Annotated in this window: 32 protein-coding genes; 9 read left to right on the forward strand and 23 right to left on the reverse strand. The window is 68.3% G+C overall.

What is annotated here, in order from left to right; all coding sequences use genetic code 11:
- The first annotated feature begins 126 nt into the window (after positions 1-126).
- Positions 127-3,285 carry an HAD-IA family hydrolase gene (locus tag WEA29_01390; GenBank protein MEX2322408.1) on the forward strand — a complete coding sequence of 1,053 codons (3,159 nt, stop codon included), beginning with the start codon at positions 127-129 and terminating at the stop codon, positions 3,283-3,285.
- A 528-nt stretch (positions 3,286-3,813) separates the two neighbouring features.
- On the opposite strand, the gene WEA29_01395 is transcribed toward WEA29_01390, so the two are convergent.
- From WEA29_01395 to glyA, 11 genes are all read right to left on the reverse strand, one after another.
- Positions 3,814-4,143, reverse strand: a complete 330-nt coding sequence (locus WEA29_01395; protein MEX2322409.1) for a F0F1 ATP synthase subunit epsilon — start codon at positions 4,141-4,143, stop codon at positions 3,814-3,816.
- 129 nt (positions 4,144-4,272) lie between these two features.
- Complete coding sequence (gene atpD, locus WEA29_01400; protein MEX2322410.1) at positions 4,273-5,694, reverse strand: F0F1 ATP synthase subunit beta; 1,422 nt, start codon at positions 5,692-5,694, stop codon at positions 4,273-4,275.
- A 19-nt stretch (positions 5,695-5,713) separates the two neighbouring features.
- The gene (locus WEA29_01405; GenBank protein ID MEX2322411.1) at positions 5,714-6,595 is read right to left on the reverse strand and encodes a F0F1 ATP synthase subunit gamma; all 882 of its coding nucleotides are present in this window, start codon (positions 6,593-6,595) and stop codon (positions 5,714-5,716) included.
- Between the two features lie 94 nt (positions 6,596-6,689).
- Positions 6,690-8,204 carry a F0F1 ATP synthase subunit alpha gene (atpA, locus tag WEA29_01410; GenBank protein ID MEX2322412.1) on the reverse strand — a complete coding sequence of 505 codons (1,515 nt, stop codon included), beginning with the start codon at positions 8,202-8,204 and terminating at the stop codon, positions 6,690-6,692.
- An 8-nt stretch (positions 8,205-8,212) separates the two neighbouring features.
- On the reverse strand, positions 8,213-8,752 hold the full coding sequence (gene atpH, locus WEA29_01415; GenBank protein MEX2322413.1) for an ATP synthase F1 subunit delta: 540 nt from the start codon (positions 8,750-8,752) through the stop codon (positions 8,213-8,215).
- 163 nt (positions 8,753-8,915) lie between these two features.
- Positions 8,916-9,485 carry a F0F1 ATP synthase subunit B gene (gene atpF / locus WEA29_01420; GenBank protein MEX2322414.1) on the reverse strand — a complete coding sequence of 190 codons (570 nt, stop codon included), beginning with the start codon at positions 9,483-9,485 and terminating at the stop codon, positions 8,916-8,918.
- A gap of 12 nt (positions 9,486-9,497) precedes the next feature.
- Positions 9,498-9,710: an ATP synthase F0 subunit C gene (gene atpE, locus WEA29_01425; protein ID MEX2322415.1), complete on the reverse strand. Its 213-nt coding sequence runs from the start codon at positions 9,708-9,710 to the stop codon at positions 9,498-9,500.
- Positions 9,711-9,724: 14 nt separating this feature from the next.
- Complete coding sequence (gene atpB / locus WEA29_01430) at positions 9,725-10,540, reverse strand: F0F1 ATP synthase subunit A (protein MEX2322416.1); 816 nt, start codon at positions 10,538-10,540, stop codon at positions 9,725-9,727.
- Positions 10,528-10,929 (reverse strand): hypothetical protein, encoded by a 402-nt coding sequence (locus WEA29_01435; protein ID MEX2322417.1) that lies wholly within the window; start codon positions 10,927-10,929, stop codon positions 10,528-10,530. Before WEA29_01435 ends, atpB begins: the two co-directional genes overlap by 13 nt.
- Positions 10,919-11,137: an AtpZ/AtpI family protein gene (locus tag WEA29_01440; protein MEX2322418.1), complete on the reverse strand. Its 219-nt coding sequence runs from the start codon at positions 11,135-11,137 to the stop codon at positions 10,919-10,921. Before WEA29_01440 ends, WEA29_01435 begins: the two co-directional genes overlap by 11 nt.
- 77 nt (positions 11,138-11,214) lie before the next feature.
- Positions 11,215-12,489 carry a serine hydroxymethyltransferase gene (gene glyA / locus WEA29_01445; protein MEX2322419.1) on the reverse strand — a complete coding sequence of 425 codons (1,275 nt, stop codon included), beginning with the start codon at positions 12,487-12,489 and terminating at the stop codon, positions 11,215-11,217.
- Positions 12,490-12,840: 351 nt separating this feature from the next.
- Between glyA and WEA29_01450 the strand changes: the two genes are divergently transcribed.
- Positions 12,841-13,212, forward strand: a complete 372-nt coding sequence (locus WEA29_01450) for a DUF559 domain-containing protein (protein ID MEX2322420.1) — start codon at positions 12,841-12,843, stop codon at positions 13,210-13,212.
- Between the two features lie 168 nt (positions 13,213-13,380).
- Here the strand turns inward: WEA29_01450 and WEA29_01455 are convergent, their stop codons facing one another.
- From WEA29_01455 to prmC, 5 genes are all read right to left on the reverse strand, one after another.
- Positions 13,381-13,797 carry a type II toxin-antitoxin system HicA family toxin gene (locus WEA29_01455; protein MEX2322421.1) on the reverse strand — a complete coding sequence of 139 codons (417 nt, stop codon included), beginning with the start codon at positions 13,795-13,797 and terminating at the stop codon, positions 13,381-13,383.
- A 4-nt stretch (positions 13,798-13,801) separates the two neighbouring features.
- Positions 13,802-14,236, reverse strand: a complete 435-nt coding sequence (locus tag WEA29_01460; protein ID MEX2322422.1) for a prevent-host-death protein — start codon at positions 14,234-14,236, stop codon at positions 13,802-13,804.
- Positions 14,237-14,283: 47 nt separating this feature from the next.
- The gene (locus WEA29_01465; GenBank protein ID MEX2322423.1) at positions 14,284-14,985 is read right to left on the reverse strand and encodes a hypothetical protein; all 702 of its coding nucleotides are present in this window, start codon (positions 14,983-14,985) and stop codon (positions 14,284-14,286) included.
- Positions 14,982-15,560, reverse strand: a complete 579-nt coding sequence (locus WEA29_01470) for an L-threonylcarbamoyladenylate synthase (protein MEX2322424.1) — start codon at positions 15,558-15,560, stop codon at positions 14,982-14,984. The genes WEA29_01465 and WEA29_01470 overlap by 4 nt, the downstream gene beginning before the upstream one ends.
- Before the next feature lie 277 nt (positions 15,561-15,837).
- A complete protein-coding gene (gene prmC / locus WEA29_01475) occupies positions 15,838-16,626 on the reverse strand; it encodes a peptide chain release factor N(5)-glutamine methyltransferase (protein MEX2322425.1) in 789 nt (262 codons plus the stop codon).
- Positions 16,627-16,687: 61 nt separating this feature from the next.
- On the opposite strand from prmC, the gene WEA29_01480 reads away from it, so the two are divergent.
- From WEA29_01480 to WEA29_01505, 6 genes are all read left to right on the forward strand, one after another.
- Positions 16,688-16,951, forward strand: coding sequence for a ribbon-helix-helix protein, CopG family (locus WEA29_01480; protein ID MEX2322426.1), 264 nt, complete (start codon positions 16,688-16,690; stop codon positions 16,949-16,951).
- A 3-nt stretch (positions 16,952-16,954) separates the two neighbouring features.
- Complete coding sequence (locus WEA29_01485) at positions 16,955-17,338, forward strand: PIN domain-containing protein (protein MEX2322427.1); 384 nt, start codon at positions 16,955-16,957, stop codon at positions 17,336-17,338.
- A gap of 80 nt (positions 17,339-17,418) precedes the next feature.
- A complete protein-coding gene (locus tag WEA29_01490; GenBank protein MEX2322428.1) occupies positions 17,419-17,652 on the forward strand; it encodes a hypothetical protein in 234 nt (77 codons plus the stop codon).
- Between the two features lie 49 nt (positions 17,653-17,701).
- Positions 17,702-18,445 (forward strand): type IV toxin-antitoxin system AbiEi family antitoxin domain-containing protein, encoded by a 744-nt coding sequence (locus WEA29_01495; protein ID MEX2322429.1) that lies wholly within the window; start codon positions 17,702-17,704, stop codon positions 18,443-18,445.
- Positions 18,442-19,185 carry a nucleotidyl transferase AbiEii/AbiGii toxin family protein gene (locus WEA29_01500; protein ID MEX2322430.1) on the forward strand — a complete coding sequence of 248 codons (744 nt, stop codon included), beginning with the start codon at positions 18,442-18,444 and terminating at the stop codon, positions 19,183-19,185. The genes WEA29_01495 and WEA29_01500 overlap by 4 nt, the downstream gene beginning before the upstream one ends.
- A gap of 115 nt (positions 19,186-19,300) precedes the next feature.
- Positions 19,301-20,011, forward strand: a complete 711-nt coding sequence (locus WEA29_01505) for a hypothetical protein (GenBank protein MEX2322431.1) — start codon at positions 19,301-19,303, stop codon at positions 20,009-20,011.
- Positions 20,012-20,077: 66 nt separating this feature from the next.
- On the opposite strand, the gene WEA29_01510 is transcribed toward WEA29_01505, so the two are convergent.
- The 3 genes from WEA29_01510 to WEA29_01520 are packed head-to-tail and all read right to left on the reverse strand — an operon-like array spanning position 20,078 to position 21,984.
- Positions 20,078-21,277, reverse strand: coding sequence for a hypothetical protein (locus WEA29_01510; GenBank protein ID MEX2322432.1), 1,200 nt, complete (start codon positions 21,275-21,277; stop codon positions 20,078-20,080).
- A 22-nt stretch (positions 21,278-21,299) separates the two neighbouring features.
- On the reverse strand, positions 21,300-21,647 hold the full coding sequence (locus tag WEA29_01515) for an ADP-ribosylglycohydrolase family protein (GenBank protein MEX2322433.1): 348 nt from the start codon (positions 21,645-21,647) through the stop codon (positions 21,300-21,302).
- On the reverse strand, positions 21,580-21,984 hold the full coding sequence (locus tag WEA29_01520; GenBank protein MEX2322434.1) for a transposase: 405 nt from the start codon (positions 21,982-21,984) through the stop codon (positions 21,580-21,582). Before WEA29_01520 ends, WEA29_01515 begins: the two co-directional genes overlap by 68 nt.
- Positions 21,985-22,089: 105 nt before the next feature.
- Between WEA29_01520 and WEA29_01525 the strand changes: the two genes are divergently transcribed.
- The gene (locus WEA29_01525; GenBank protein ID MEX2322435.1) at positions 22,090-22,734 is read left to right on the forward strand and encodes a hypothetical protein; all 645 of its coding nucleotides are present in this window, start codon (positions 22,090-22,092) and stop codon (positions 22,732-22,734) included.
- Positions 22,735-23,051: 317 nt separating this feature from the next.
- Here the strand turns inward: WEA29_01525 and WEA29_01530 are convergent, their stop codons facing one another.
- From WEA29_01530 to WEA29_01545, 4 genes are all read right to left on the reverse strand, one after another.
- Entirely contained in the window at positions 23,052-23,300 is a 249-nt protein-coding gene (locus WEA29_01530) for an EF-Tu/IF-2/RF-3 family GTPase (protein ID MEX2322436.1), read from the reverse strand.
- 348 nt (positions 23,301-23,648) lie between these two features.
- Entirely contained in the window at positions 23,649-24,668 is a 1,020-nt protein-coding gene (locus WEA29_01535; GenBank protein MEX2322437.1) for an oligopeptide/dipeptide ABC transporter ATP-binding protein, read from the reverse strand.
- Entirely contained in the window at positions 24,665-25,660 is a 996-nt protein-coding gene (locus WEA29_01540) for an ABC transporter ATP-binding protein (GenBank protein ID MEX2322438.1), read from the reverse strand. The genes WEA29_01535 and WEA29_01540 overlap by 4 nt, the downstream gene beginning before the upstream one ends.
- Positions 25,657-26,607, reverse strand: a complete 951-nt coding sequence (locus WEA29_01545; protein MEX2322439.1) for an ABC transporter permease — start codon at positions 26,605-26,607, stop codon at positions 25,657-25,659. Before WEA29_01545 ends, WEA29_01540 begins: the two co-directional genes overlap by 4 nt.

The raw sequence follows: 26,607 nt of genomic DNA on the forward strand, positions 1-26,607 counted from the left end.
TTCCGCTGTCCCCGAAGAGGTCCCACCTGCCGTGTCGCTGCGTCGAACCAGTTCCCGCCCGACTCGCTCGAGCTCCTTCGACCGCCGCCCGGGTGGGTCGCCGGTCTCACCGTCTCGGTGCCACCGATGACGGCGCGTTTGGTGATCGGCAAGCGGGACTTCGACGCCATCATCTTCGACATGGACGGGGTGGTCACCGACACCGCCCGAGTGCACTTCGCGGCATGGAAACGCCTCTTCGACGACTGGCTCGTCGGGGCGACGGGGCCAGGGGTCGATACCCGCCCGTTCACCGAAGACGACTACCACAAGCTCGTGGACGGTCGCTCCCGCCTCGACGGCATCGTTGCCTTCCTCGCCGACCGCGGCGCCCATCTGGAGTCGGGCACTCCCGCGGACGACCCCGGCGATGCGTCGGTGTGGGCACTCGCCAACCGGAAGAACGACCTGTTCCTCGACGCCCTAGCCGCCGAGCCCGCCGAGGCGCTCGCCTCGTCGGTCGACATCGCCAGGGCGGCCGAGCGAAGTGGGATCGACATCGCGCTGGTTACCGCGAGCCGCAACCGCGCCGCCGTGCTCGAGTCGGCCGGGCTCGGCTCACTGTTCGAGGTGGTCGTCGACGGCGTCGTGGCAGCCGAGCTCGGGCTGCCGGGGAGGCCTGATCCCGCCATGTTCCTGGAGGCAGCGCGCCGGCTCGGCGTGGAACCAGCCCGCGCCGTGATCTTCGAGGACGCCCTGCCGGGAGTCGCCGCCGCTCGTCGCGGCGGCTTCGGCCTGGTGATCGGTGTCGACCGGTCAGGAGAGCGGACCGAGGAGTTCATCAGCCACGGTGCCGACGACGTGGTCACCGACCTCGCCGAGGTGGCGGTCGACGGGGCCCCGGCGATGACCGAGCCGGCGACGCTCACCTTCGGCGCCTTCGCTCCCGCCGACGAGGGCCGCCGCGAGGCTCTGTCCACTCTCGCCAACGGGGTCTTCGGCACCCGGGGGGCGGCACCGGAAGCGCGCGCCGACGGTGTCCACTATCCGGGCACCTACGCCGCCGGCCTGTTCAACCGCCTGACGTCGATCGTCGACGGTGTGGCGCTGGAGCACGAGAGCATGGTGAACCTGCCCAACTGGCTCCCGCTCACCTTTCGGCCGTTCGACGGCGTCTGGCTCGGCGAGGACGGACTCCACCTGTCGGGGCGCAGCCAAGAACTCGACCTGCTGCACGGGGAGCTCCGGCGCGAGTTCGTGGTCGAGGATGCCGAAGGCCGCCGCACCACCGTCGTCGAGCGTCGGATCGTCTCCATCGCCCAACCCAATCTCGCCGGGCTCGTCTGGTACATCACCCCGGAGAACTGGTCCGGGTCCATCCAGGTCCGCTCGGCAGTCGACGGAACGGTCGAGAACCGCAACGTGCCCGACGAGATCGCGCTCGAGGGCCGCCACATCCGGGTCACCGACCGGGGCACCTCCTTCCCCGATGAGGCATGGCTGTGTGCCGAGACGGTGCAGTCGCGCCTCCGCATCGCCGTCGCCACCCGCACCCGACTGGCCGCAGACGGCGGGATCCAGGTCGAGCCCTCGGAGTGGCTTCCCCCCGACGGCGTCGGCCTGATCCTCACCTCACCCGTCGAGCAGGGCCGAACCGTCGTCGTCGAGAAGACGGCTGCCCTGGCGACGAGCCGTGACCCGGCTATTTCCGAGCCCCTCGATGCGAGCCGGGTCATGTTGGGCGACGCCCCTTCGTTCGACCGGCTCGCCCGTAGACATCATCTCGCCTGGCGCCAGCTGTGGCGCGACTGCCGGCTGCTCCTGGAGTCACCGGACCAGGAGGTGTCAGGGATCCTCGACCTCCACGTGTTCCACGTCCTTCAGACCCTTTCGCCCAATGTCATCGACCGCGATGTCGGCGTCCCGGCGAGGGGCCTGCACGGTGAGGCCTACCGCGGGCACCTGTTCTGGGACGAGCTCTTCATCTTCCCGTTCCTCGACCTTCGTTTGCCCGACCTGACCCGCGAGCTCCTGCTGTACCGCTACCGGCGCCTGGACGCCGCCCGGCGCAACGCCGCGGCCGAAGGGCACCGCGGCGCCATGTTCCCGTGGCAGAGCGGCAGCGACGGACGCGAGGAGACCCCCACGCAGCTGTGGAACCAGAAGAAGGGTGCGTGGATGCCCGACCGATCACGACGCCAGCGCCACGTCGGTCTCGCCGTCGCCCACAACGTCTGGCAGTACCTCGAGGTGACCGGCGACACCGACTTCCTCGTCGGCTACGGGGCCGAGATGCTCATCGAGATCGCCCGCTTCTTCGAGAGCCTCGCCGTCGACGATGCCGACGACGGCCGATTCCATATCCGGGGTGTGATGGGACCCGACGAATTCCAGGACGGATACCCGGGCGATCCGGGTGGCGGGATCGACGACAACGCCTACACCAACGTGCTCGTCTCCTGGCTCCTACGACGGGCAGCCGAGGCATGCGACCTCCTGCTGCGGAATCACGGGGAGTCGGTGCTGGAGCGGCTCGGAGTCGAGCAAGACGAGCTCGACCGGTGGGACGACGTCAACCGGCGCCTGTATGTGCCGTTCCTCGACAGCGGGATCATCGCCCAGTTCTCCGGCTTCGACGAGCTGGAGGAGCTCGACTGGGAGGCGTACCGGTCAAAGTACGGGAACATCGGCCGACTCGATCTGATCCTCGACGCCGAGGGCGATTCGATGAACCGGTACAAGGCGTCGAAGCAGGCTGACGCCTTGATGCTCTTCTACCTGTTCTCGGCGGACGAACTCACCGACCTGCTGGCGCACATGGGCTACGACTTCGACCCGGAGACCATCCCGGAGACCATCGACTATTACCTGGCCAGGACCACCAACGGGTCGTCATTGAGCCGGGTCGCCCATGCATGGGTTCTCGCCCGGGCAGACCGAGAAGCCTCGTGGGCTCTGTTCCGGGAAGCACTCCAGCTCGACGTCGCCGACACCCAGGGGGGAACCACCCGCGAGGGGATCCACATGGGGGCGATGGCCGGGACCATCGACATCGTGCAGCGCTGCTACACCGGGATCGAGACCATCGACGGCGTGCTCCGGTTCGACCCCCAGCTCCCCTCACCGCTCCCCCGCCTCACCTTCGCCATCCAATTCCGCGGCCACCGTCTCGACGTCGAGGTGACCCACCACAGACTGCGGATCCGATCCGGCGACAGCGACGCCCCACCGATCCGAGTGGCGCTCGCCTCCGAACTCCTGGACATGAAGCCCGGCACCACCATCGAACGCGACCTACCGCTGTAGCGGAAGAGCGAGTACCGCCGAAGGCCTCGCGACGCGTCAGCCCTCCCCCTCCGTCTCGGCCCTACCGGGCCGAGCCACCTCCCCCTTCGGGGGAGGAGAGTGTTTGGTTCTCTCCCCCCGAAGGGGGGAGTACCGCCGAAGGCGGGGAGGGGGGAGGGCGATCACTACGCAGGCCCCGCGACGCGTCAGCTCTCCCCCTCCCCCGCGGTTCCTCCCCCCGAAGGGGGGAGTACCGCCGAGAGCGGAGCGAGCGGCGGGGAGGGGGGAGGGCGATCACTACGCAGGCCTCGCGACGCGTCAGCCCTCCCCCTCCCCCGCGGTTCCTCCCCCCGAAGGGGGGAGTACCGCCGAAGGCGGGGAGGGGGGAGGGCGATCACTACGTGGGCCTCGCGACGCGCGCCTCGCGACGCGTCAGCCCTCCCCCTCCGTCTCGGCCCTACCGGGCCGATCCACCTCCCCCTTCGGGGGAGGGGACCGCGTAGGACGGATGACGGATGACCGTCGACGGATGACGGCCGCCGAAGGCGGCTACTCCTCCGCTACTTCCTGCTCCGCGAACTCCTGAGCCAGCGCGCGAGCCTCCTCGGCGTCGCCGGTGGAGAGTTCGGCGCGGTCGGTGAGCAGGGTCACCTCGTTGCGGAACACCTGGAGGAACCCGCCGTGCATGGCGAGGGTGATCTCGGTGCCGTCGGCGGCGTGGATGATCGACGATCCGGTGGCCAGCGCCGCCATGGTGGGCTCGTGGTCGGCGAGGATGCCGATCTCCCCCTCCGTGGTCCGGGTGATCAGCATCGTCGCCTCGCCGGACCACACCACCCGCTCGGGCGACACGACATCGAGCCTGAAGGGCTTAGCCACGGGACGACCTCCGGTCGTCGGCTGCCAGCTGCCAGCTGCCAGCCACCAACCAGACACTCGAGGGGCCAACGTTCAGCCGGTAGCCGGTAGCCGGTAGCCGGTAGCCGCATGAAGCGGGGTCGAGCCGCCTCATGCCGCCTCCAACTCTTTCTGCTTCGCCAGGACGTCGTCGATGCCGCCCTGCATGTAGAAGGCCTGCTCGGAGATGTGGTCGACTTCGCCGTCGACGATCATCTTGAACGAGCGGATCGTGTCCTCCAGCGGGACCGTCACCCCCGGGATGCCGGTGAACTGCTCGGCCACGTAGAACGGCTGGGACAGGAACCGCTGGATGCGGCGGGCCCGGCCCACCACCAGCTTGTCGTCCTCCGACAGCTCGTCCACACCGAGGATGGCGATGATGTCCTGGAGGTCCTTGTACCGCTGCAGGATCTGCTGCACCTGGCGGGCCGTGTTGTAGTGCTCCTCGCCGACGATCCGGGGGTCGAGGATGCGCGACGTGGAGTCGAGCGGGTCGACCGCCGGGTAGATGCCCATCTCGGAGATCTTCCGGGACAGCACCGTGGTGGCGTCGAGGTGGGCGAACGTGGTGTGCGGCGCCGGGTCGGACAGGTCGTCGGCGGGCACGTAGATGGCCTGGAGCGAAGTGATCGACTTGCCCTTCACCGACGTGATCCGCTCCTGCATGGCGCCCATCTCGTTGGCCAGGGTCGGCTGGTAGCCCACCGCCGACGGCATGCGGCCAAGCAGCGTGGAAACCTCGGAGCCGGCCTGAGTGAAGCGGAACACGTTGTCGATGAACAGCAGCACGTCCTGGCCAAGCTCGTCACGGAAGTACTCGGCCATGGTCAGCGCCGACAGCCCCACCCGTAGACGCACGCCGGGCGGCTCGTCCATCTGACCGAACACCAGGGCGGCCTTGTCGATGACACCGGACTCGTTCATCTCACGGAACAGGTCGTTGCCCTCACGGGTGCGCTCCCCCACCCCGGCGAACACCGACACACCACCGTGTTCGGTGGCGACGCGGTGGATCATCTCCTGGATGATGACGGTCTTGCCGACGCCGGCACCGCCGAACATGCCGATCTTGCCGCCCTGCACGTACGGCTCGAGCAGGTCGATGACCTTGATGCCGGTCTCGAACATCTCGCGCTGGGCGGTGATGTCCTCGAAGGCCGGGGCGGGCCGGTGGATCGGCCAGCGGGTGTCGTACTTCAGCTCCGACTCGTCGACGTCGAGCGGCTCGCCGAGCACGTTGAAGATGTGCCCCAGGACTCCGGGGCCGACCGGCACCGAGATGGGGGCACCGGTGTCGCGCACCGCGGTACCGCGCACCAGGCCGTCGGTGGCGTTCATGGCGATGGCCCGCACCCGACTGTCACCGAGGTGCTGGGCCACCTCGAAGGTGATGGTGTCGGTTTCGCCCTCGATGGTCAGTTCGCACTCGAGGGCGTTGTTGATCTCGGGCAGGGCGTCGGGTGGGAATTCCACGTCGACGACGGGACCCGCCACCTTGATGATCCTGCCGGTGGTTTGTGTTTCGCTCACTGACGACTCTCCTCTTCTCTCACCCTCGGGTCAGCGCCTCGGCGCCGCCGACGATCTCTGAAATCTCTGAGGTGACCTCCGCCTGCCTGGCCTGGTTGCCCTCGCGGCTCAGCAGCCGGACCAGCTCTTCCGCGTTCTCGGTGGCCGCCTTCATCGCCCGGCGTCGGGCGGCGTGCTCCGACGCCGAGGCGTCGAGCAGCATGCCGAAGGTGCTCGCCTCCACGTACCTGGGCAGCAGTCGGCTCAGGATGTTCTGCGCCGACGGCTCGTAGGTGTAGGCGATGGGGCTCTGCTCGTCATCGCCGGCGCGCTCCGGCGGTGCGATCGGCAGCAGAGGGGCCGACTCAGCCTTCTGGGTCAGCGCGGAGAGGTAGAAGGTGCTGAACACCTCCACCGCGTCCACCTTGCCCTCGGCGTAGTCGTTCATCAGTTGGTTGGCGATGGCCCGGGCGTCGCCGTATCCCGGGGTGTCGGTGACCCCCAGGAACGATCGCTCCATCTGATACCCGCGGTACCGGAAGTACCCCAGGGCCTTCTTGCCGACGGCGTACACCCTCAGGTCCACACCGCTGCGCTTCAGTTCGATGAGCCGTGTCTCGGCGAGGCGCATCACGTTGGAGTTGTAGGCCCCGGCGAGTCCACGGTCGGAGGTGACGACCAGCACCCCGACGGTGCGCACCTCCCGCTGCTCGAGCAGTGGGTGCGACGCGCCCCCCGAAGCGGCGGCGACGTTGCGCACCACCTCGTTCATTTTCTTGGTATACGGCTGAGCGGCAGCCACCCTCTGCCGCGCCTTGACGATCCGCGAAGCAGCGATCAGCTCCATGGCGCGCGTGATCTTCATCGTCGACTGGACGCTCTTGATCCGGCGTTGGATTTGGCGGAGTTCGGCTGAAGCCATGTCGGTTACCTGGTGTCGTTCCGTACGAGACGCTCAACGCTCAACGCTTCACGCAAGACGGGTTCTTGCGTTGAGCGTTGAGCGTTGAGCGTTCTCATTCCGCTGCGAAAGAATCGGCGTAACTCTTGATAGCGTCCTTCATCGCATCCCCTTCCGGCAGCTTGCCGGTGGAGAGCATCTCGTTGAGGAGGGCGCCGTGGCGGCTGCGTATGTATTCGACGAGTCCCTTCTCGAACTCGGCGACACGCTCGACCGGTACCTTGTCCATGAGGCCCTGGGTGACGGCGTAGATGGCGACCACCTGGTCCTCGACGGGCACCGGGGCGTACTGCGGCTGCTTGAGCACTTCGACGACGCGGGCGCCGCGGGCCAGCTGCGACTGCGACGCCGCATCCAGCTCGGATCCGAACTCGGCGAACGCCTCCAGCTCGCGGTACTGGGCGAGGTCGAGACGCAGCGTGCCCGACACGGTGCGCATCGCCCGCAGCTGGGCGTTGCCGCCGACCCGGGACACCGAGTTGCCGACGTCGATGGCGGGCCGCACCCCCGAGTAGAACAGGTCGTTCTCCAGGTAGATCTGGCCGTCGGTGATCGAGATCACGTTGGTGGGGATGTAGGCCGACACGTCGCCGTCCTTGGTCTCCACGATGGGCAGGCCGGTGAGCGAACCGCCGCCGAGCTCGTCGGACAACCTGGCGCAGCGCTCCAGCAAGCGGCTGTGCAGGTAGAAGACGTCGCCCGGGTAGGCCTCGCGGCCCGGGGGGCGGCGCAGCAGCAGGGAGATCTCGCGGTAGGCGACCGCCTGCTTGGACAGGTCGTCGAACACCACCAGGGCGTGCTCCCCGTTGTACATCCAGTGCTGGCCGATGGCGGAGCCGGTGTAAGCGGCATACATCTGGAGGGCCGGCGAGGCAGAAGCGGCGGCGTTGACCACCACTGTGAATTCCATGGCGCCGGCCGCTTCGAGCGAGTCGACCACCCCGGCCACGGTGGAGGCCTTCTGGCCGATGGCCACGTAGATGCACTTCACGCCCTGGCCGCGCTGGTTGATGATGGCGTCCACGGCAATGGCGGTCTTGCCGGTGCCGCGATCGCCGATGATCAGCTGGCGCTGACCGCGCCCGATCGGGGTCATCGCGTCGATGGCCTTGATGCCGGTCTGGAGGGGCTGGTTCACCGGCTGGCGCATGACCACGCTGGGTGCCTGGACTTCGAGCAAGCGCCGCTCGGTGGTCTCGATGGGACCCTTCCCGTCGATCGGGTTGCCCAGGGCGTCGATGACCCGGCCCAGCATGGCATCGCCGACCGGTACCGAGAGCACCCGGCCGGTCTGGCTGACCGGGTCGCCTTCCTGCACCTGTGCGGAGTCACCCATGATGACGGCGCCGATCGAATCCTCGTCGAGGTTGAGGGCCACGCCGACGAGGTCGCCGGGGAACTCGAGGATCTCCGAGGCCATGCAGTTGGGGAGCCCGGACACCCTGGCAACGCCGTCACCGACGGAAAGGACCTCGCCGACGGTGCTGGCGGAGAGGGACGGTTCCCATCCCTCGAGGTTGCGGCGCAGCGCCTCGGTGATGTCCCGCGGGTTGATGGTCAGTTCCGCCATGTCTCTCCTCAGCGCCTGTTCAGGGTCTCACGAAGTTCTTGGAATCGGCTGGTCACCGAGCCGTCGATGACGACGTCGCCCACCCGGGCGATGATGCCTCCGATGATCGAGGGATCGACCACCGTCTTCAGCTCGACGTCGCGCCCGGTGGCACGCCCGAGGGCGGTGGCGAGCCGGGCCTCGGTGGCGGCGTCGAGTTTGGTGGCGGAGCGCACCTCGGCGATCACCTTGTCGCGGGCGGCGGCGGCACGCTCGGCGAGCCGGTCGGCGATGGCCGGCAGGTCGCCGGCGCGTCCGGCACTCACCACGAAGTTGATCATGTTGATGGTCAGGGGGCACACCTTGTCGCCGAGGATGTCGGCGACGATGCCCTGCTTGCGCTCGACGGGGACGCGGCGGTCGGTGAGAGCGTCGCGTAGTTCGTTCGACGATTCGAACGACCGGGCGATCCGGAACAGCTCATCACCGACCCGCGCCAGTTCGTCTTCGGCCTTGGCGAACTCGAGGATCGCCGCCGCGTAGCCGTCGATGCGGGCATCGGCGGTCATCAGTGGCTCTCCCTGTGACGCTGGTGATGCTCAGGGCGAGGCAGCGTCGCCATCCGGCAAGGACGCACGACGAAGGCGCATCCGTGCGATGCGTCGAGGAGGAGGACGCCGCCGGGGGTGACGGGGCCCGTCCTGAGCGCGGCAAGCGTTGCAGGGTGAGCCACTAGCTGAGGCTCTCGAGGTCGGTCATGTACTTCTCGACCAGCGCCTTTTGGGCCTTGGCGTCGATGGAGCCGACGACCACTTTCTGCGCCAGGTCGAGCGATAGGCTGGCGACCTCGTCGCGCAGCCCGGCGGTGACCCGATCGCGTTCGGCGGCGGCGTCTTCACGCGCCTTGGCGACGATGGCGGCGCCATCGGCCTTCGCCTTGGCATCGATCTCCTGACGGAGGGCGTCGGCGGTCTGGCGGGCCTCATCGACGATGCGGGCGGCCTCCTCCTTGGCGGTCGCCAACTGCGCCTTGTAGTCCTGAAGGAGCTTCTCGGCCTCCTTCTTGGACTTCTCCGCCTCCGACAGCTGGCCGGTGATGGCCTGCTGGCGAGCCTCCAGCATGCGGTTGACCGCAGGGAGCGCCCACTTCCACACGAAGGCGAAGATGATGGCGAAGGCGATGAGCCCGGCGATCAGCTCGGCGGTGGGCGGCAGCAGCAGGTCGATGCCGGAGGGTTCGTGGTCGTCCACCGCCCCCTCGCCGAGGGCGAGGAGCGAGGGCGATGCAAAGACTCGAATCATGGTCGCACCTTCCTATGCGATGAAGAACAGGACGAACCCGATCAGGGCCAGCGCCTCGGTGAAGGCGATCCCCAGGAACATCGTGGTCCGAGCGACGCCGGCGGCCTCGGGCTGGCGGACCATGGCCTGGATGGCGTTGCCCACCACGATGCCGATGCCGATGCCGGGACCGATCGCCGCCAGCCCGTAGCCGATGAGCGCTATCGCTCCCTTGATCTCTTCCATTTTCTCTTTCCTCCTCAGTGCTCCGGATGCACCGATGTCTGGATGTACACCGCCGACAGCAGCGTGAAGATGTAAGCCTGCAGCACCGCTACGACGAACTCGAACACGAATATCCCCAGCCCGAAGACGAACCATGGGATGCCGATCACCGATCTGATCCCGATGTCGCCCACGCTGGCGAAGAACAGCCACCCCGAGCCCAGCAGCAGCGTGAGCATGAGGTGGCCGGCGACCAGGTTGGCGAAGAGTCGAACGGCCAGGGTTATGGGCCGCAGGATGAACGTGGAGACGAACTCGATGAGTCCGACGAACCAGCGAAGGCCCACCGGGACGCTCTTGGGCCAGATGATCCCCCACAGGTAGGAGAGGCCGTTCTTGGAGAACCCGACCGCCACGAAGATCAGATAGGTGAACACGGAGAGCATGAGGGGGATCGCCATACGCGAGGTGATCGGGAAGTTGATGAAGGGGGTCAACTCGAAGAGGTTGCCGACGAGGATGAAGAGGAATATGGACAGCAGGTAGGGGACGTACTTGCCGCCGTCGGGACCGATGGTGCCCTTGGCCACGTCGTCGCGCACGAAGCCGACCATGGCCTCCATGATCACCCCGAACTTGCCGGGGACGACCTTGGGCCGGCGGAACGCGACGTACAGGGAGGCGATGACGATCAGGGCCGCCAGGAAGATGAGGAAGACGGTCCGGGTGAAGGCGAGCGGCCCGATCGTGAAGAGCGCCTCGGTGTGCTCGAAGAGCTCGACCACGTTGTCCGGGCGGCAGATGATCTCCTTGGCGGTGTCGCATTCTGATGCCAGGATCAGGCTATCCACTCCAACTCCTTCTCTCCTCCCCGGGCGACCGCAGCCGCCTCCAGCGTCAACAGCACCAGGTAACTCACCACCGCGGCGATCCCGAACGCCACGCGATCGATGTCGAACACCCGCGCCACCATCAGCATGACGACCGTGATGAGCACGAGGCGCAGCAGGAAGCCGAGGAGCGCGGCCGCATGATAGAGGGACAGGGAGATGCGCGCCGCCGCCGACAGCACCACCCCGGAGACGAGGAAGTTGGCGACCACGATGGCTACCCCGACGCCGGCGGCGACGGCGCCGTCGGGGCCCCGCAGCGCCCAGGCGACCGCCACGGCCGCCGGGCCGACGACCACGGCGCGGCGCACCAGGTGACGGGCGAGCGTGGCCTCGACGTCAGCGCTCATCGTCTCGCGTCGCAATCTGCCACATCCTCCAGAAGCCGATCACCGATCCGCCGATGATCCCGATCACCACCAGGAGCGGGTACGTGCCCAGAGCCTTGTCGCCCAGAAACCCCAGCAGTAGCCCAGCCATGATGGACCCGAAGAAGGCCGTGGAGTCGACGGTGGCCGCGGTGTATTCGGCCACCCGGCGGTGGGCGGAGACCTTCATCTATGGGCTCCCCTCCGAGCCTCGCTTGTGATTTCCTTCACAATCTATCGCCGCGGGGTGTGTGTCGCAACCGGCGGTCATACGTGCCCCGGGAACCCCGGAGGATACGCCGGGAGCGCCGCAGCCATCTCGGCGACCCTACCCCGCACCCCGTCCAGGGTGGCCGCGTCGTCGCGGCCGCGCAGGGCGGTGGCGATGAGCCGACCAACCTCGGCCACCTCGGCTTCCTTCATCCCGCAGGTGGTGGCGGCGGGCAGCCCGATGCGCAGGCCGGTGGCCCGATACGGCGGCCGTGGGTCGAACGGGATGGTGTTGAAGTTGAGTGTGATCCCCACCGTCTGGAGGAGCCGGGCGGCGTCGCGCCCGGTCAGGTCCTCGTCGACGGAGCGCAGGTCGATGAGGAACAGGTGGTTGTCGGTGCCGCCCGACACCACCCGCAGCCCGTCGCCGGTGGCCGCCTCGGCCATGGCCCGGGCGTTGGCGACGATCTGAGCGGCGTAGTCGCGGTAGTCCTGGGTGGCGGCCTCGTGGAAGGCGACCGCCTTGGCGGCGATGTGGTTGTTGATCGGCCCGCCCTGGACGTTGGGGAACACCCCCTTGTCGATCTCGGCGGCGTACTCCTCGGTCGACAGGATGAGCCCGCCGCGGGGACCGCGCATCGCCTTGTGGGTGGTGGCGGTGACCACGTCGGCGTGCGGCGTCGGGTTGGGGTTGGCTCCCCCGGCGATCAGCCCGATGATGTGGGCGGCGTCGACCACGAACAGCGCCCCAACTTCGTCGGCCACCCGCCGGAACGCCGCCCAGTCGATGATCCGCGAGTAGGCGGAGAACCCGGCAACGATCATCCGGGGCCGCTCCTTGCGGGCCAGCTCGGCCACCTCCTCCATGTCGACGACCTCGGTGTCGGGGTCGACCCCGTAGGAGACGAAGTCGAAGAGCATCCCGGAGAAGTTGACCGGGGACCCATGGGTGAGGTGCCCGCCCTGGTCGAGCTTCATCCCCATGATCTTGTCGCCCGGCTTGAGCAGCCCGAAGTAGACCGCCATGTTCGCCTGGGCACCCGAGTGGGCCTGCACGTTGGCATGAGCGGCACCGAACAGGGCCTTGGCCCGCTCGATGGCGAGGGACTCGACCTCGTCGATGACGGCGCACCCCTCGTAGTACCGCTTGTCCGGATACCCCTCCGAGTACTTGTTGGTGAGGATCGATCCCGAGGCCTCCATGACGGCGCGGGACACGAAGTTCTCCGACGCGATCAGGTGAATGTTGCTGCGCTGCCGATCCGCATCCTTGTTGATCAGCCCCTCGACCTCAGGGTCGACTTCAGCCAGATGAGCGTCCGCCCGCGACATGAAGGCGAGGGTAGCGAGGGGGGAGGAGGGGCGAGGGGCGAGGGGCGAGGGGCGAGGGGCCAGGCCGCCCTCACCCATCGGTCAGCGACCTACGGTCGCTGCAGCCTCCTCCACGGGGAGGAGAGGCCTCGCGACGCGCACGCCCTCCCCCTCCGTCTCGGCCCTACCGGGCCGATCCACCTCCCCCTTCGGGGGAGGAGAGTCTGTGGGATGGCCTCGGGCTGCTTCAGGACTCTCTCCCCCCGAAGGGGGGAGTACCGCCGAAGGCGGGGAGGGGGGAGGGCTAACGCGTCGCGATCACTCCAAAGCGACCCCCTAGCAACACACCCAAGAACCCCGCACCCTGACAGCATGTCGAGGCCACCCCACGACCCGATCACCGGCCACCGCGCGAGAGCCCTCCGGAATCACCTGACGATCCCCGAAGCACGCCTCTGGGGCTGCATCCGACGCAATCAGCTGGGTGTGCGCTTCCGACGGCAGGTCCCCATCGGCCCGTGGATCGTCGACTTCGCCTGCCTCAACCCCAAGATCGTCATCGAGGTCGACGACCCTTCACACGACTGGCCAGACGAAGCCAACCGCACCCGCTACCTGGAGAGCCTCGGCTTCACCCTCCTGCGCTTCGACAACAAGGACGTCATCGAGATCGACGCCGTCGTGCGATCGATCGAAACCGCCATCGGCGCCCTCCAACGAGGCGAACCCCTCCCATGGGATTGACCCGACGCGTCGCGAGGCCCACGTAGCGATCGCCCTCCCCCCTCCCCGCCTTCGGCGGTACTCCCCCTACGGGGGGAGAGAGGGCCTACACACTCTCCTCCCCCGAAGGGGGAGGTGGCAGCGACCGCAGGTCGCTGACGGAGGGGGAGGGCTGACGCGTCGCGAGGCCTATCGATCACCCAACCAGTACTCCCGCAACCGCTGCACCGCCTCGTCCTTCGTCATGGCGCGGACCTCCTCCTCGGGCAGCCCCACGCGCTCAACCAACTGATAAACCACCTCCGCCGGAAGCCCACCGGGCCTCTCCGCTACAGGCTGCGATCGCGCCGGAGGCGTGCGGTCGCGCACGCATGCCCAAAACTCCTCCTCGCTGACCTTCAGCTGATCTTTGAGGATGTGACCCCACATCCCCTTGCCGTAGGTGTCCTTTGCCGACGGAGGATGCGAGATCCGGGTCCTCAGGATGTCGTCGCCGACAACCAGCTGGAACACGACGTGGTGACCGGATCGCTTCTGCACCCAGCCTTCGACCTGCACGAACCGGAGATGATCGGCCCGGGTGGGCACGGGCCAGTCGTCACCCACCGCGCTACGCCGACGGCTCGTCGGCAGCCCCGATCACCCACTCCCTGACCGCGTCGTCGCCAAGGTGGCTGACGAACCGGACCAGGTCGGCGTTGTCGCGGTGACTCGCTGCGGCGCGCAGTTCGGCGTCGTCCATCCAGTCCTCGGCATACTCCCGCAACGCGGCCACAAAGTCATCGAGCGCGTCACCGAACTCTCCGGCCTCCGCGGCCACGGGTGCTCCGGGAAGCACGATCGACCAGCCGTCGTCCTCGGCGTACACGACTGGTCGTGACAGGACACCGGGACGTCCCAACAGGTGAGTCAGCGACGCCACCGAAAGCACGGTGAACGATTCCGCCCCCCTGGCAAACTCGACGGCGAGCCCCTGCTCGGCGGCGTCGAGGATCTCCTTGAACGAGGACCGCGCTTCTGCCACGGTCGGATATCGGGTGCGCATGGGCCGAATGTACACGATGTACACCGCGTACACAACAGGACCGCGACCTAACCCTCCTCCGCCCAGTCGTCCGGCTCCCCCTCCGGCTCCTCCCGTGCCTTGATCGTCTCCATCATCTCGACGCCGCTGCGTCTGTTGCTGACGACGTCGGCAAAGTGGAGCAGGAAGTACGGGATGAGCGGCGCCACGGTGGCGGCCACGGCGGGGGCGACGATGTAGCCGAAGCCGACCACTGCGGTAGCGGTGATCACATAGAGCGACCGGGTCCGGGTGCTGCCGCCCGGCGCGGGCCGCAGGGCGAAGATGCCGACGGCGCCGTAGGCGGCGACCAGTGGCGTCGCCGGCTCGCGGAGGACCGCGCCGAGCACCATGAAGATGGCGATGGCGGCGGGACCGCCGAGGAAGATCGCCCGCATCGGCCGGTCCACCCGCGACACGATCGCCAGCACCCCGATGGAGAACAGCGACAGCATGGCGGCGAAGATCATGGCGAGCCGGGCACCGGCGTCGTTGCCGGCGTCGGACTCGATGATGGCGTTGAGGAGGGATGCGAAGGCGAACACGATGAAGAAGGTGGCGAAGGCGACCGCCGCCCACCGTCGCCGCGGCGTGATGATCGAAGCCACCCCTGGCCGCCCCGACGCCTCGGCCCGTTCCCGGGCGCGCTCGCGCCGACTCTTCTTGAGCGACTCGACGTACGCCTCCTTCTCCGGCTTGGGCGGCTCGCGTCGTCCTCGTTGTCTGCTCATCCGTCCTCCCACACGACCGGCCCGACCCGCAGTACTACGGCGTCGAGACCAGTGAGGTCGACGACGGTAGACGACATGCCACCCGGACTCACACCCGGCACATACACGGCCACACCCCGGCCGAGCATGTTCTGCGCCGCCCGGTCGTCGAGGGCAGGCGGCTCACCGCTGCGGTTGGCGCTGGTGACGGCGAGCGGACCACTGCGTCGCAACAGCTCCAACACGGTCGAGTGATCCGGGATCCGAACGGCGACGGTGCCCCGTTCCGTATCCCCCACCCACTCGGGCACCCCGTCGGCCTTAGAGAGGACCACGGTCAGCGCCCCCGGCCAGTGCCGGGACGCCCGGTCGGCGACCTCGTCGCCCACCACCGCCACTCGCCGCACGCCTTCCAGGTCGGCGGCAAGGATCGGGATCGCCTTGTCGTCCGGCCGCCCCTTCACCTCGAACAGCCGCCCCATCGCCACCTCGTCGAACGGATCCACCCCCACCCCATACACCGTGTCGGTCGGAAACCCCACCACCAACCCCCGCTGCAGAGCGCGCAGAACCTGTTCGAATGCGACGGCCACCATGTGGGTGAGCCTACCGAGAGTCAGTCGGCGGCCATCTTGGGCCGAGCATGGCCATCTGGCAGCACTACCTCACTCCAACTACCTAGGGATTGTTGACTGCGGTCCAAACAACCAGTTGCAAGAAGTGAATTCGTCCGCTCGTAGAAACAACGGCCCGCACCGACTCTCTCCCCCCGTAGGGGGGAGTACCGCCGAAGGCGGGGAGGGGGGAGGGCTGACCCGTCGCGAACACCCCGGCGCGCCTCCCCCTGGCGCCTGGAGCCTGGAGCCTGGAGCCTCAAAGACAACAGCTCGCCCCCTTGCGCGCCACCAGGATCCGATCGCGCCCCGCCAGGTCGGGACGGACCTCCCGGTCGAAGGCACCGAACAGCCGCAGCGCCTCGTCGGCCTGACCGTCGCCGATCTCGCAGAGAAGCCAGCCCCCCACGCCGAGCATCCAGTAACCGTCGTCGGCGATGCGCGCCAGCACCTCGGTCCCGAGCGGTCCGGCGAACAGCGCCCCGTGCGGCTCGTGGTCGGCGATCTCGGCCGGCAGCGGATCGTCGTCGGCGACGTACGGCGGGTTGGCGACGATGAGGTCGACCCGTTCCTGCAACTCGGCGATCGGTGCGAACAGGTCGCCGTGGAGCCACTCGACCTCCAACCCGGTGAAGTCGCCGTTCTCCTTGGCCAGCGACAGCGCGTCTTCGCTCATGTCGATGCCGATGACCCGCGCCTCGGGGAAGGCGTGCTTCAACGCCAGCGCCAGGCAGCCGGACCCGGTACCGACATCGACGATGACGGTGCCCGGCCCGGCGTCGCCGAGGGACCGCACCGCCTCCTCCCACAGCCGCTCGGTCTCGGGCCGCGGGATGAGTGCCCGCTCGTCGATCTTCAGGGTCAGCGGCCCGAAGTCGACGGTCCCCTCGAGGTACTGGAGGGGCTCGCCGGCCTCCCGCCGGGCGACGAGCGTGTCGAGTCGCCGTCGCTGGTCGGGCTCCAGGGCGGCGTCGAGCAGCGCGTCGCCACGGCTGCGCCCGGTGACGGCCCGCACCAGACGCACCCGCTCGTGGTCGGGAATCGCCATGGGGGAAGGGTACCGACGGCAGCCCCCTTGACATCCCCTCCGGTATGGCCATACTTCCGTCATGGGCAAGACCACGGTGAAGGCCACCTACTCGCTGGACGAGAAGACCATCCGTCAGCTGGAGTCGACGGCGAGGCGGCTCGGAACCTCCAAGTCCGAGACGATCCGCCGCGCCATCGCCCTGCTGGCGGGCTCAGAGCCCCAGGCCGCACAAGCACAGCTGGCGGCGCTCGACGGTCTCCAGGCGCTGGTTGCCCGCACGGACATCGACCTGGAGGCGTGGGCGGCCGATGTCCGTCGCGAGCGAGAGGCCTTCGGTCCCTGACCGATGCCGCCGGCAGCCATCCACCTCGACACCGACTTCCTCATCCGATCGCTGCGCCGCGACTCCACCGTGGACGAGCTCATGCGGTCGTGGCTCGAGGAGGACACCGCCCTGGCCATGAGCACCGTCGCCTGGACCGAGTTCTTGTGTGGACCGGTCACTGACTCGATGCTGGATCTCGCCGCCCGACTGGTTCCCGAACGCATACCCTTCGACGACCGCGACGCCACCCTGGCGGCACGGCTGTTCAACGCATCCGGCCGGCGGAGGGGGTCACTCGCCGATTGCATGATCGCCGCTACCGCCATCCGCCACGACGCTTCCCTCGCCACCCTCAACACCACGGACTTTCGACCCTTCGAAACGGCAGGCCTGCGCCTGACCTGACCGTCACCGCGCCAACTGTTCCACCCGGGCCGATCGACGCAACTCTTGACACCCCGCCACCACCCCGGGTACTCAGAGGCATGACCAACGCCGAGCTTCACCTCAACCCCACCACCGCCGCCCAGATCGAGGCCTTGAAGAAGCGCACCGGGCTCTCTGCCGAACGCATCGTCGAAGTGGCCCTCGAGCACCTCAACCGGGTCCTCACCTTCGACGAGGAACAGATGGCCCGGGACATGTACGAGCGGCGCCTCGCCATCAGAGAAGCCGAGGAAGAACGGTGGAGACGAAACATGGACGATGGCGCGCCGTGAGGTCATGAGCGCGCTGAAAGTAAGTCTTTGACTTACTATGAGCGCGCTCATGACACACGAAGCACCCCTCCCACGGCAACTCGCCTCCCGGCGATTGCGAGTCGTCAGACCGCGGGACGCCGCCCAGATCTACAAGGCTGCGAAGGTCGAGTTCGCCCGCCTGGCCGAGGCTGGACTCATCATCCGGCTCGCCCACGGCTACTACGCCATCCCACCCACTGAGGCTTACGGCGATCCCGGATGGACGCCGACGGTGGAGGACGTGGCGATGGGTATCGGCGTCGCCGACTACGGCCCGGAGGCGTCGGCCCTCAGTGGTGTCAGCGCCGCCCGCCACCACGGTGCCATGCCTCGCGCCCTGTCGGTCGGTGTCGTGTCGGTTCCGGTGAGGCGCAGTCCCCTGATCACGGCCGCAGGCCGTGTCGTCTTTTGGACCCGCCGCACCGACCACCTCGACACAGTCCGCGCCAAGACCGAACTCGCCTGGGGCTACACCACCTCGACCGAACAGACCCTGCTCGACCTGGCCAACCGCCCCCGGCTTGGGGGTGTCTCGCCCCGGTCGATCAGCGAGGCGATCTGGGCCCTGGCCGGCCGCGCCGATTGGGACCGAACCCACCGGCTCAGCGTCGATCAACAGCGCCCCAGCGCCTACGCCCGGGTGATCTGGGTCTGCGCCGGCTTGGCGCCGACTGACGCACCGCCAGCCGGTCCACGTCGAAGCCCGACGAAGACCCTTGGACTCTCATCGTGGGGCGAAGCGAGTCCCGCAGAATTCGGCCTGACCCCGTGATCGAACGCGACGAGGTCGTCCGCTGGGCGAGGGCCTGGGGTGTCGCCGAGGCGCAGGTGGTGAAGGACCATCTCATCTCGCACCTTCTTCATGGACTCGATGGCTTCTCCGGAGTGACGTTCTTCGGCGGCACCGCCATCAATCGCACCTTTGTGGCCGATCGCCGAGTGTCGGAGGACATCGATCTCTTCATCGACCCGCGCCATCCGACGGACCCAGACGCGGTGATCGCCGCCATCGCCGGCGGGACCCGACGAGAGTTCCCGGACCTTCGTCTCGAACCAGTGCGCCAGACCGCGGATGTCCGTACCTTCGCCGCCGTCGACTCCGACACCACCGTCCAGGTTCAAATCGTGGGACCTCGACACGAGCACAAGTACGTCGACGTCGCGCCCTGCCTGGTGCGACTCCGGTACTCCGACCTACCCGACGCGGTCGGCCTCGCGGTGCCGACTCTCCCGGCGTTCGGCGCAATGAAGCTGGCCGCCTGGGAAGAGCGTCACGCACCCCGCGACCTCTTCGATCTGGACTCGCTGGAGAAGCTCGGTGGTCTCGGTGACGACGCCATAGCGGCACTCCGGTCCCTGCGCGGCTCAGCGCCGGTCCGAGCCGAATATGAGCCCGCTCGATGCCCATCGCCGGATACATGGAACGCCGAGCTCGGTCACCAGACCACAGACCTGTCGGACCCCGCCGACATCCTCGAGCGAGTTCGAGACGCCTTGTTCCCCAACGTCTGAACCCCCCAACAAGAGGACCATCGGCCCTAGTGTCGAACCACGGCATCCGACACGATGCCTGAGCAGCTTGTGAAATATTTCACGAGCACTGACTAGGACACAAGGAGCAACCCCAATGGCCCACCGACTCAAGGTTCTCGGGATGGTGCTGATGGTCTTCGGTTTCGGCTTTCTGGTGGCGGCCGGCGTGGCCTTCTTCAAGGTCCAGGACGGCTACACGTCACTGCAGGCATTCAGCGAGACCCAGGGCGTCGAACTCAGCTACAACGACGACGGGCAACTGATCGACCGCGGCACCACGGAAGGTGCCGATGCGATCATGAGCCTGCTGGTCGACGACTGGAAGTACCCCGTGGTGCAGGGGGACATCGATCCCGACGATCCGCTGGTCAACACCGCCTCCGAGTACATGTATCAGATGGCGACGATCGTCTATCACACCCTGAACGGCACCCAGCGGGTGACCCTGGCCGAGGACGTCGAGTACGAGGGCACCGTCTACGAGGCGGGCGTGTACGAGTTCGAGGTGGACGGCCGCTACTGGAGCGACTTCAACCGCTCGCACCCGATCGAGGGTCGTGCCCGTGACCTGGCGTGGAGCGGAACCGCCCATGCCCTGGTCGCCGAGCTCGGCGTCGGCACGGTCACCCACTCGGCCCTGCAGATGGGCCTGGCCATCACCGGAGCCTTCGCCGCCCTCGGGTTCATGTTCCTGCTGCTGGGCGCCGGCTTCGTCTGGGTGAGCAAGGTTGACCTGATGGCACTGCTGCTGGCCCAGGGAATCGTCAAGAAGGAAGACGACCTGCCCCTCGCCACCACCGACTGATCGATCCCCTCCAGATCGGTCGACAGGAGGCCCTCCGCGAAAGCGGGGGGCCTCCGGCGTTGGGGGTCAGCCCGACGACACCGTCCGCCGAGCGGCCAGCACCCGGATCACCCGGATGGCGAAGTCGACGACGAACACCGCGGCGAGCCCCAGCGGCACCACCGCCGGCGCCCCGACGAGCACGGCCACCGGCACCGCAGTGGCCACGATCGCCCGCGGCGTCCCCCACCCGTGGAGGCGCCCGAAGTTGGCGGTGAGTGCATCGCCGCCACCACCGACGAGCACCGGCACCAGGTAGGAGAGGGACCCGAACAGCACCATCGCCACCCCGGCGACCCCCACCGCAACCCACGGCCCGTAGACCGTGTGGTCACCACCGATGAGGGTGACCGCCTGATGGCCCATCCAGGCGAGCAGCCACCCGGCGCCGGTGGCGATCATCAGCGCCGGGAACCCGGCCCGGGCCACCTTGCCGATCCCGAGCCTCCCGACGATCCCGCCGAGGATTGCCGCCCCGGCAACCGCAGCCAGGGCGACCCCCACCCCGACCGGCACCGGACCCGACACCATGCCCGACGCCATGGCGACGGCGGCGGCGGCGCTCCCCCACCAGGCGGACACCGCTTCCTTCCCTGACACCATGGGGTGGCGCACCGTGGTGGGCAGGATGGTGGGCAGCGTCCCGACGATGGTGAACCCGACGAGCCCTATCAGGTTGAGATGCATGTGGGCAGTGCGAATGTCGAGGTGTGCGGCACCGGCGGCCTCGGCACCGAGGATCCACCCGAGGGTCACCCCAACGAGACCGGAGCCGACGGCCAGCAGGTAGAAGCGGCTGGCGATGTCGAAGCGCCGTAGCAGGGAGCGCCGGATCACTCCGACCAGGATCCACCCGAGCAGCCCGAGCCCGCCGAGCACCAGGACGGCGCCGATAGCCACCAGCCACTCCAAGCCAAAGGTGACCCCCATGACGGCAGCAACGGCACCGACGGCGAGCACCCACCGCTGAGCACCGGCTGCCCGCCGGTCGGCCGGCACCGCCGCCGCCCAGGTGACGGTGAACAGTTGCGTGGCCCCACTGATGGCGAGCAGCACCGCCCCCACCATGAAGGTGTGCAGCGGACCCCACCACACCCCACCGCGGACCGCCACCACCACCGCCCACCCCATCGACCACGCGATGAACCCCCCGGCGAGCCGAAACGCCGCGGCGGCAACAGTGTGAGAGCGGGCGACCCGCCCCCTGCGGGGATCGGCAGGCTGCATGGGGGGTGGAGGGTAGGTCGGGCTAGGTGGTGGCGAGCGCCGACACGACCAACCGCTCCAGGTCCGCCGCTCGATACCCGGGCCAGCCGTGGAGCACCTCCACCCACTCGAGAGGGATGGCTGACGCTCCGAAGGATGCGCCGAGCAGTCCACCTGTGATTGCAGCCACGGTGTCTGTGTCGTTGCCGATCCGGACCGCAGCGATCAGACCGTCCCGAACCGGATCGGCGAACTCCGCCGAACGCGCTACCACCGACCACGCTGCCTGGAAGGCGGCGACCACCCATCCGTTCGGATTGAACTCACCGGGCGGTCGATCCTCGGCGTCGGCGATCAGGGCGCGCCACTGGTCGCGGCGATCGGCCGGCAGGCGCTCTAGCCCCGCCCAGCTCGTGCGACGAGATGCCGTTCTTGGAGTTGGCGATCATCCAGATCGCCGGGAGCCACTTGTCGAACCCGATGGGCGAGTCCTCAAAGATCGTCCCGACCTTCACAGAGAACTGCCGTTTGCAGCCCTTGCACTTCCAGATACGCCGAGTCGTGAGGAACGAATGCTCCAGCCCGTCGCAATGGGGGCAGACGGGCTTGGAGTCGGGCCAGCGGAGACCGGCGACGAACGCCAGGCAGACATCGGGGTCGGAGAAGTAGCGGACGGCTTCTACGAGGGTTTGAGGTTCCTGGCTGACGGACTTCTTCTTGGCTGGCATACCTGAAACGTATCAGCCGGGTGTGACAAGTATGTCATTGCCGGAGCAAGCCTTCATCGCCCTGTGGCGGTGGTGGGTCGACATCGACATCGAGGAGGAGAGCTGATGCCGCCCGATCTCCGGACCGAACCGAACCTGGCCATTATGCGGCTGTGCTTGAAGCATGGTGAGGCGTACGACGTGCGAGGCAACAGCGATGGCCACGCTCAGCAATGCCAGCTGTGTCACCTCGACTGGGACGACCATCCGTGGCCCGGCTACGACCGCAACGCCTGGGTGGACATCTGCCACTGCTGCTGCGCCGACGTGACCCCGGCGGGGTCGCGCTGGTCGACGTTCTACTGCAAAGACTGCCGTGTCCGGGTAACCAGGGGCCAGCAGGTGAATCGGATGTTCGACCCCCCGATGGGCCGCAACCTGATCATGAACGACGTGCTCGTCAGCGGACCGCGTGCGCTCGACGGGACCACCACATCCCGACTCGCCGACGCCACCCTCGACATGTCCAGCCGCATCCAACTCATATGGGAGATCCGTGAGCGGGACCTGGGCAGGGTGCTCCCGTACTTCGAGGCTCTCCACGACGGCGACACGCTGCTCGTCGACGTGCTCGAACGGGCTGGTCTGGTGCGGAACAAGCGGGAGGCCTTCCGGGAGTTCCGTGAGACGTGGATGCTGATGCGCAACATGACGGCGATGCTCAACTGGGAGCACACCCGCCCCAAGCCGAGGTATTGGGTGCGAGGCTAGGTCGGGCACGCGGCCCGCGGCCGGGCGGCCGCTGCGCGATCGCCCTCCCCCCTCCCCTGACGGCTGCGCCGTCAGGTACTCCCCCCTTCGGGGGGAGAGAGGGCTGGAACGGCCCGACGCCTCGCGACGCGTTAGCCCTCCCCCTCCCCTGACGGCTGCGCCGTCAGGTACTCCCCCCGAAGGGGGGAGAGAGGGATAGGAGCGCCCGGAGGGCGCTCACCGCTGGGGAGGGAGGGAGCGGCCGCAGGACTCTCGCCGCCCCTACCCCATGCCTGGCTTCGGCGGTACTTTCCGATGGCGGACGCAGGTGCTGCCGCCTACGCCTTGAACACCTCGTCGTTCTCGCGGGCGTGCTCGGTCACTTTGATGCCGATGCTGTCGCCGGCTCCGGCCTTGTCCACGTCCTCGTGGTCCACCTGCATGGACTCGACGGTCTGCGTGAAGTCGGAGGTGTTGCCGACGATGTGGATGGTGTCACCGACCTCGAGGTCGCCCTCGAGGTCGATGCCGGCAACGTTGATGTCGCCGTACCAGTGGGTGACGGTCCCAACCTTGGTTTCGCTCACTGCGCCTCCCTTCGATCTCAGGACCAGGGTATCGGGAGCACCGCGGTCGCCGCCAATGGCGCCCGAGACGTCAGGCTCCCCTCTCCGTCATCGGCCCCGCGACCAGGCGGCCGCTGCGCCATCGCCCTCCCCCCTCCCCTGACGGCTCCGCCGTCAGGTACTCCCCCCGTCGGGGGGAGAGAGGAGTTGGAGCGCCCGCAGGCGCTCACCGGTGGGTCATTGCAGTCATCGGCCCCGCGACCGGGCGGTCGCTGCGCGATCGCCCTCCCCCCTCCCCGCCTTCGTCAGGTACTCCCCCCGTCGGGGGGAGAGAGGGATAGGAGCGCCCGAAGCACGCCAAAGGCTCGCTCAGCGAACGGCAGGGCCCGTCGGGTCGAGGTGTTGGTGGGCGCCGGTGCGCAGGTGGCACGACGCCAGATGGTCCTCGGCGTCGCCGACCGGGAGCAGCACTGGCTCCTCGACGTCGCACACCCCCGCCACGGCGATCGGGCACCTGGGGTGAAAGCGGCATCCCGGCGGTGGGTCCAGCGGGCTGGGCACGTCGCCCTCGAGCACGATGCGGCGGCGGCGCAGCAACGGGTCCGGGATCGGGATGGCCGACAGCAGCGCCTCGGTGTAGGGGTGGGTGGGGTTGCGATACAGCGAGTCGCGATCGGTGATCTCCACGATCTTGCCCAGATACATCACCCCCACCCGGTCGCTGATGTGCTCCACCACCGCCAGGTTGTGGGCAATGAACAGCAGGGTGAGCTCCATCTCCTGCTGCAGGTCGCTGAGCAGGTTGAGCACCTGGGCCTGCACCGATACGTCGAGGGCCGACACCGGCTCGTCGGCGACGACGAAGTCCGGGTTGAGGATCAGCGCCCGGGCGATGCCGATGCGCTGGCGCTGGCCGCCGGAGAACTCGTGGGGGAAGCGGCGGGCGTGATACGCCTCGAGGCCCACCAGGCGCAGCATCTCCACCACCCGCTGATGGCGCTCGTCGGAATCGGTCACCCCGTGGATCTTCAGGCCCTCGGCGATGCTGGCACCCACCGGGGCCCGCGGATCCAGCGACGAGAACGGGTCCTGGAAGATGATCTGCATCCGGCTGCGCATCTCCTTCAGGGCGGCACCCTTCAGGTGGGAGATGTCGACCCCATCGAACTCGATCGACCCCGACGTCGGCTCCAGCAGCCGCACCAGCATCCGGCCCAGGGTCGTCTTTCCGCAGCCCGACTCGCCCACCAGGCCCAGCGTCTCGCCACGCACGATGTCGAGCGACACGTGGTCCACGGCGCGCACGTTGGCCACGGTCCGCCGGATGATGCCGCCCTTCACCGGGAAGTCCTTCACCAGGTCCTGGGCCCTGATCAGCGGCCCTGTCATCGCCGGTCCTCCGAATACAGCCAGCAGCGGGCGGTGTGGCCGTCGCCCACCGGGAGTAGGTCGGGCTCGATCTCGGTGCAGATGGTGAGGGCGTTGTCGACCCGGGCCTTGCAGCGGTCGGCGAACCGGCATCCCACGGGCAGGTCGATGAGGTGCGGTACGGTCCCGGGGATGGTGTCGAGCCGTTCGCGCACCTCGCCCAGCACCGGCACCGAACCGATCAGGCCCTGCGTGTACGGGTGCTTGGGATCCTCGAATAGAGTGACGGCGTCGGCCTCCTCGACGATCCGGCCCGCATACATCACCGCGATGCGGTCGGCCATCTCGGCGACGATCCCCAGGTCGTGGGTGATGAGGAGCACCGCCGTGTTCGACTCGCGCTGCAGGGTGCGGATCAGGTCGAGGATCTGCGCCTGGATGGTCACGTCCAGCGCCGTCGTCGGCTCGTCGGCGATGAGCAACTCCGGCTCGCAGGCCAGCGCCATGGCGATCATCACCCGCTGCGCCATGCCCCCGGAGAACTCGTGGGGGTGGGCGTCGACGCGCCGCCGCCCGTCGGGGATGCCGACCCGCTCGAGCATCTCGGTGGCCTTCTCCCGGCCGGCGGCGCGGCGCATGTCGCGGTGGATCTCGTACACCTCGGAGATCTGCGCCCCGACCCGCATCACCGGATTCAGCGCCGAGGCGGGCTGCTGGAAGATCATCGAGATCTGCTCGCCGCGCAGCTCCCCCAGCTGGCGACGCGACATGCCGAGCAGGTCGCGCCCGTCGAAGGTGATCTCCGAGCCCTCCTCGATGACCCCCGGCTTGGGGATCAGGCCCATCAACGACAGCGAGGTGACGCTCTTGCCGCACCCGGACTCGCCGACCAGGCCGAGGACCTCGCCGCGGCGCACCTCGAAGCTGATCCCGTCGACGGCGCGCACCTCGCCGTCGCGGGTGTGGAAGTACGTCCGCAGGTCGCGCACCGAGAGGAGGGGGGCGTCGCTCATTCCGACAGCGAGGGGTCGAGGGCGTCTCTGAGGCCGTCGCCGAGCAGGTTGAAGCCGAGCACGGTGATCATGATGGCCAGTCCGGGGAAGAACACGAGATGCGGAGAGGAGAACACCTGGGCCCGCTCCCGGGCCAGCATCGCTCCCCACTCCGCCGTCGGCTCCTGGGCGCCGAGCCCGAGGAACCCGAAGGCGGCGGCGTCGAGGATGGCGGTGGCGATGCCCAGGGTGCCGATCACCACGAGCGGCGTCAGCGCGTTGGGCACCACCCGCGACCACAGGATCCGCAGCTTCGACGCCCCCAGCGCTCGCGACGCCGAGACGAAGTCCAGCTCCTTGATCGACAGCACCGAGGCGCGCATCACCCTCGCGTAGGCGGGAATGGACACGATGGCGATGGCCAGCATCGTGTTGCGCAGGCCCGGCCCCAGGGCGGACACGATGGCGATGGCCAGCAGCAGCGACGGGAACCCCAGGACCACGTCCATGATCCGCATGACGATGTTGTCGGTCCACCCGCCCCAGAACCCAGCGATCGCGCCCAGGCTCGCCCCGATGGAGAAGGCGAACAACACGGTGGTGAGTCCGACCGACAGGCTCACCCGAGTGCCGTAGATGATTCGGCTGAACTGGTCGCGGGCGTTGCCGTCGAGCCCGAGCACGTGCTGGCGGATCTCGGGCTCGCACCCGAACAGGTGCACGCACGGCGGCGACCGGCGGCTCACGCCGTCCTGGCCGATGAGCACCTGATTGGGATCGTAGGGGGCGAGCAGCGGGGCCAGCACCGCGATCAGCACCAACGTGCCGATGATGCTCAGCCCGATCACGCCGGTCTTGCGGCGTAGCAGGCGGCGCAACGCCCCCCGCCACAGCCCGCTCGGGCGATCGAGCAGATGCTCGGCGTCGGGGACGGTGAGGCGATCGACGCGCCGTGTCAGTCGATCCAT

It is taken from the genome of Acidimicrobiia bacterium, assembly GCA_040902765.1.
GTDB lineage: Bacteria > Actinomycetota > Acidimicrobiia > Spongiisociales > UBA11373 > DATKBG01.

Bases quoted from the DNA above. Each gene is read 5' to 3' on its own strand.
- WEA29_01390 (MEX2322408.1), top strand. From the start codon at position 127: ATGACGGCGCGTTTGGTGATCGGCAAGCGGGACTTCGACGCCATCATC.
- WEA29_01405 (MEX2322411.1), bottom strand. From the start codon at position 6,595: ATGGCTTCAGCCGAACTCCGCCAAATCCAACGCCGGATCAAGAGCGTC.
- atpA (MEX2322412.1), bottom strand. From the start codon at position 8,204: ATGGCGGAACTGACCATCAACCCGCGGGACATCACCGAGGCGCTGCGC.
- atpH (MEX2322413.1), bottom strand. From the start codon at position 8,752: ATGACCGCCGATGCCCGCATCGACGGCTACGCGGCGGCGATCCTCGAG.
- atpF (MEX2322414.1), bottom strand. From the start codon at position 9,485: ATGATTCGAGTCTTTGCATCGCCCTCGCTCCTCGCCCTCGGCGAGGGG.
- atpE (MEX2322415.1), bottom strand. From the start codon at position 9,710: ATGGAAGAGATCAAGGGAGCGATAGCGCTCATCGGCTACGGGCTGGCG.
- WEA29_01435 (MEX2322417.1), bottom strand. From the start codon at position 10,929: ATGAGCGCTGACGTCGAGGCCACGCTCGCCCGTCACCTGGTGCGCCGC.
- WEA29_01440 (MEX2322418.1), bottom strand. From the start codon at position 11,137: ATGAAGGTCTCCGCCCACCGCCGGGTGGCCGAATACACCGCGGCCACC.
- glyA (MEX2322419.1), bottom strand. From the start codon at position 12,489: ATGTCGCGGGCGGACGCTCATCTGGCTGAAGTCGACCCTGAGGTCGAG.
- WEA29_01450 (MEX2322420.1), top strand. From the start codon at position 12,841: ATGTCGAGGCCACCCCACGACCCGATCACCGGCCACCGCGCGAGAGCC.
- WEA29_01460 (MEX2322422.1), bottom strand. From the start codon at position 14,236: ATGCGCACCCGATATCCGACCGTGGCAGAAGCGCGGTCCTCGTTCAAG.
- WEA29_01465 (MEX2322423.1), bottom strand. From the start codon at position 14,985: ATGAGCAGACAACGAGGACGACGCGAGCCGCCCAAGCCGGAGAAGGAG.
- WEA29_01470 (MEX2322424.1), bottom strand. From the start codon at position 15,560: ATGGTGGCCGTCGCATTCGAACAGGTTCTGCGCGCTCTGCAGCGGGGG.
- prmC (MEX2322425.1), bottom strand. From the start codon at position 16,626: ATGGCGATTCCCGACCACGAGCGGGTGCGTCTGGTGCGGGCCGTCACC.
- WEA29_01480 (MEX2322426.1), top strand. From the start codon at position 16,688: ATGGGCAAGACCACGGTGAAGGCCACCTACTCGCTGGACGAGAAGACC.
- WEA29_01485 (MEX2322427.1), top strand. From the start codon at position 16,955: ATGCCGCCGGCAGCCATCCACCTCGACACCGACTTCCTCATCCGATCG.
- WEA29_01490 (MEX2322428.1), top strand. From the start codon at position 17,419: ATGACCAACGCCGAGCTTCACCTCAACCCCACCACCGCCGCCCAGATC.
- WEA29_01495 (MEX2322429.1), top strand. From the start codon at position 17,702: ATGACACACGAAGCACCCCTCCCACGGCAACTCGCCTCCCGGCGATTG.
- WEA29_01505 (MEX2322431.1), top strand. From the start codon at position 19,301: ATGGCCCACCGACTCAAGGTTCTCGGGATGGTGCTGATGGTCTTCGGT.
- WEA29_01510 (MEX2322432.1), bottom strand. From the start codon at position 21,277: ATGCAGCCTGCCGATCCCCGCAGGGGGCGGGTCGCCCGCTCTCACACT.
- WEA29_01520 (MEX2322434.1), bottom strand. From the start codon at position 21,984: ATGCCAGCCAAGAAGAAGTCCGTCAGCCAGGAACCTCAAACCCTCGTA.
- WEA29_01525 (MEX2322435.1), top strand. From the start codon at position 22,090: ATGCCGCCCGATCTCCGGACCGAACCGAACCTGGCCATTATGCGGCTG.
- WEA29_01535 (MEX2322437.1), bottom strand. From the start codon at position 24,668: ATGACAGGGCCGCTGATCAGGGCCCAGGACCTGGTGAAGGACTTCCCG.
- WEA29_01540 (MEX2322438.1), bottom strand. From the start codon at position 25,660: ATGAGCGACGCCCCCCTCCTCTCGGTGCGCGACCTGCGGACGTACTTC.
- WEA29_01545 (MEX2322439.1), bottom strand. From the start codon at position 26,607: ATGGATCGACTGACACGGCGCGTCGATCGCCTCACCGTCCCCGACGCC.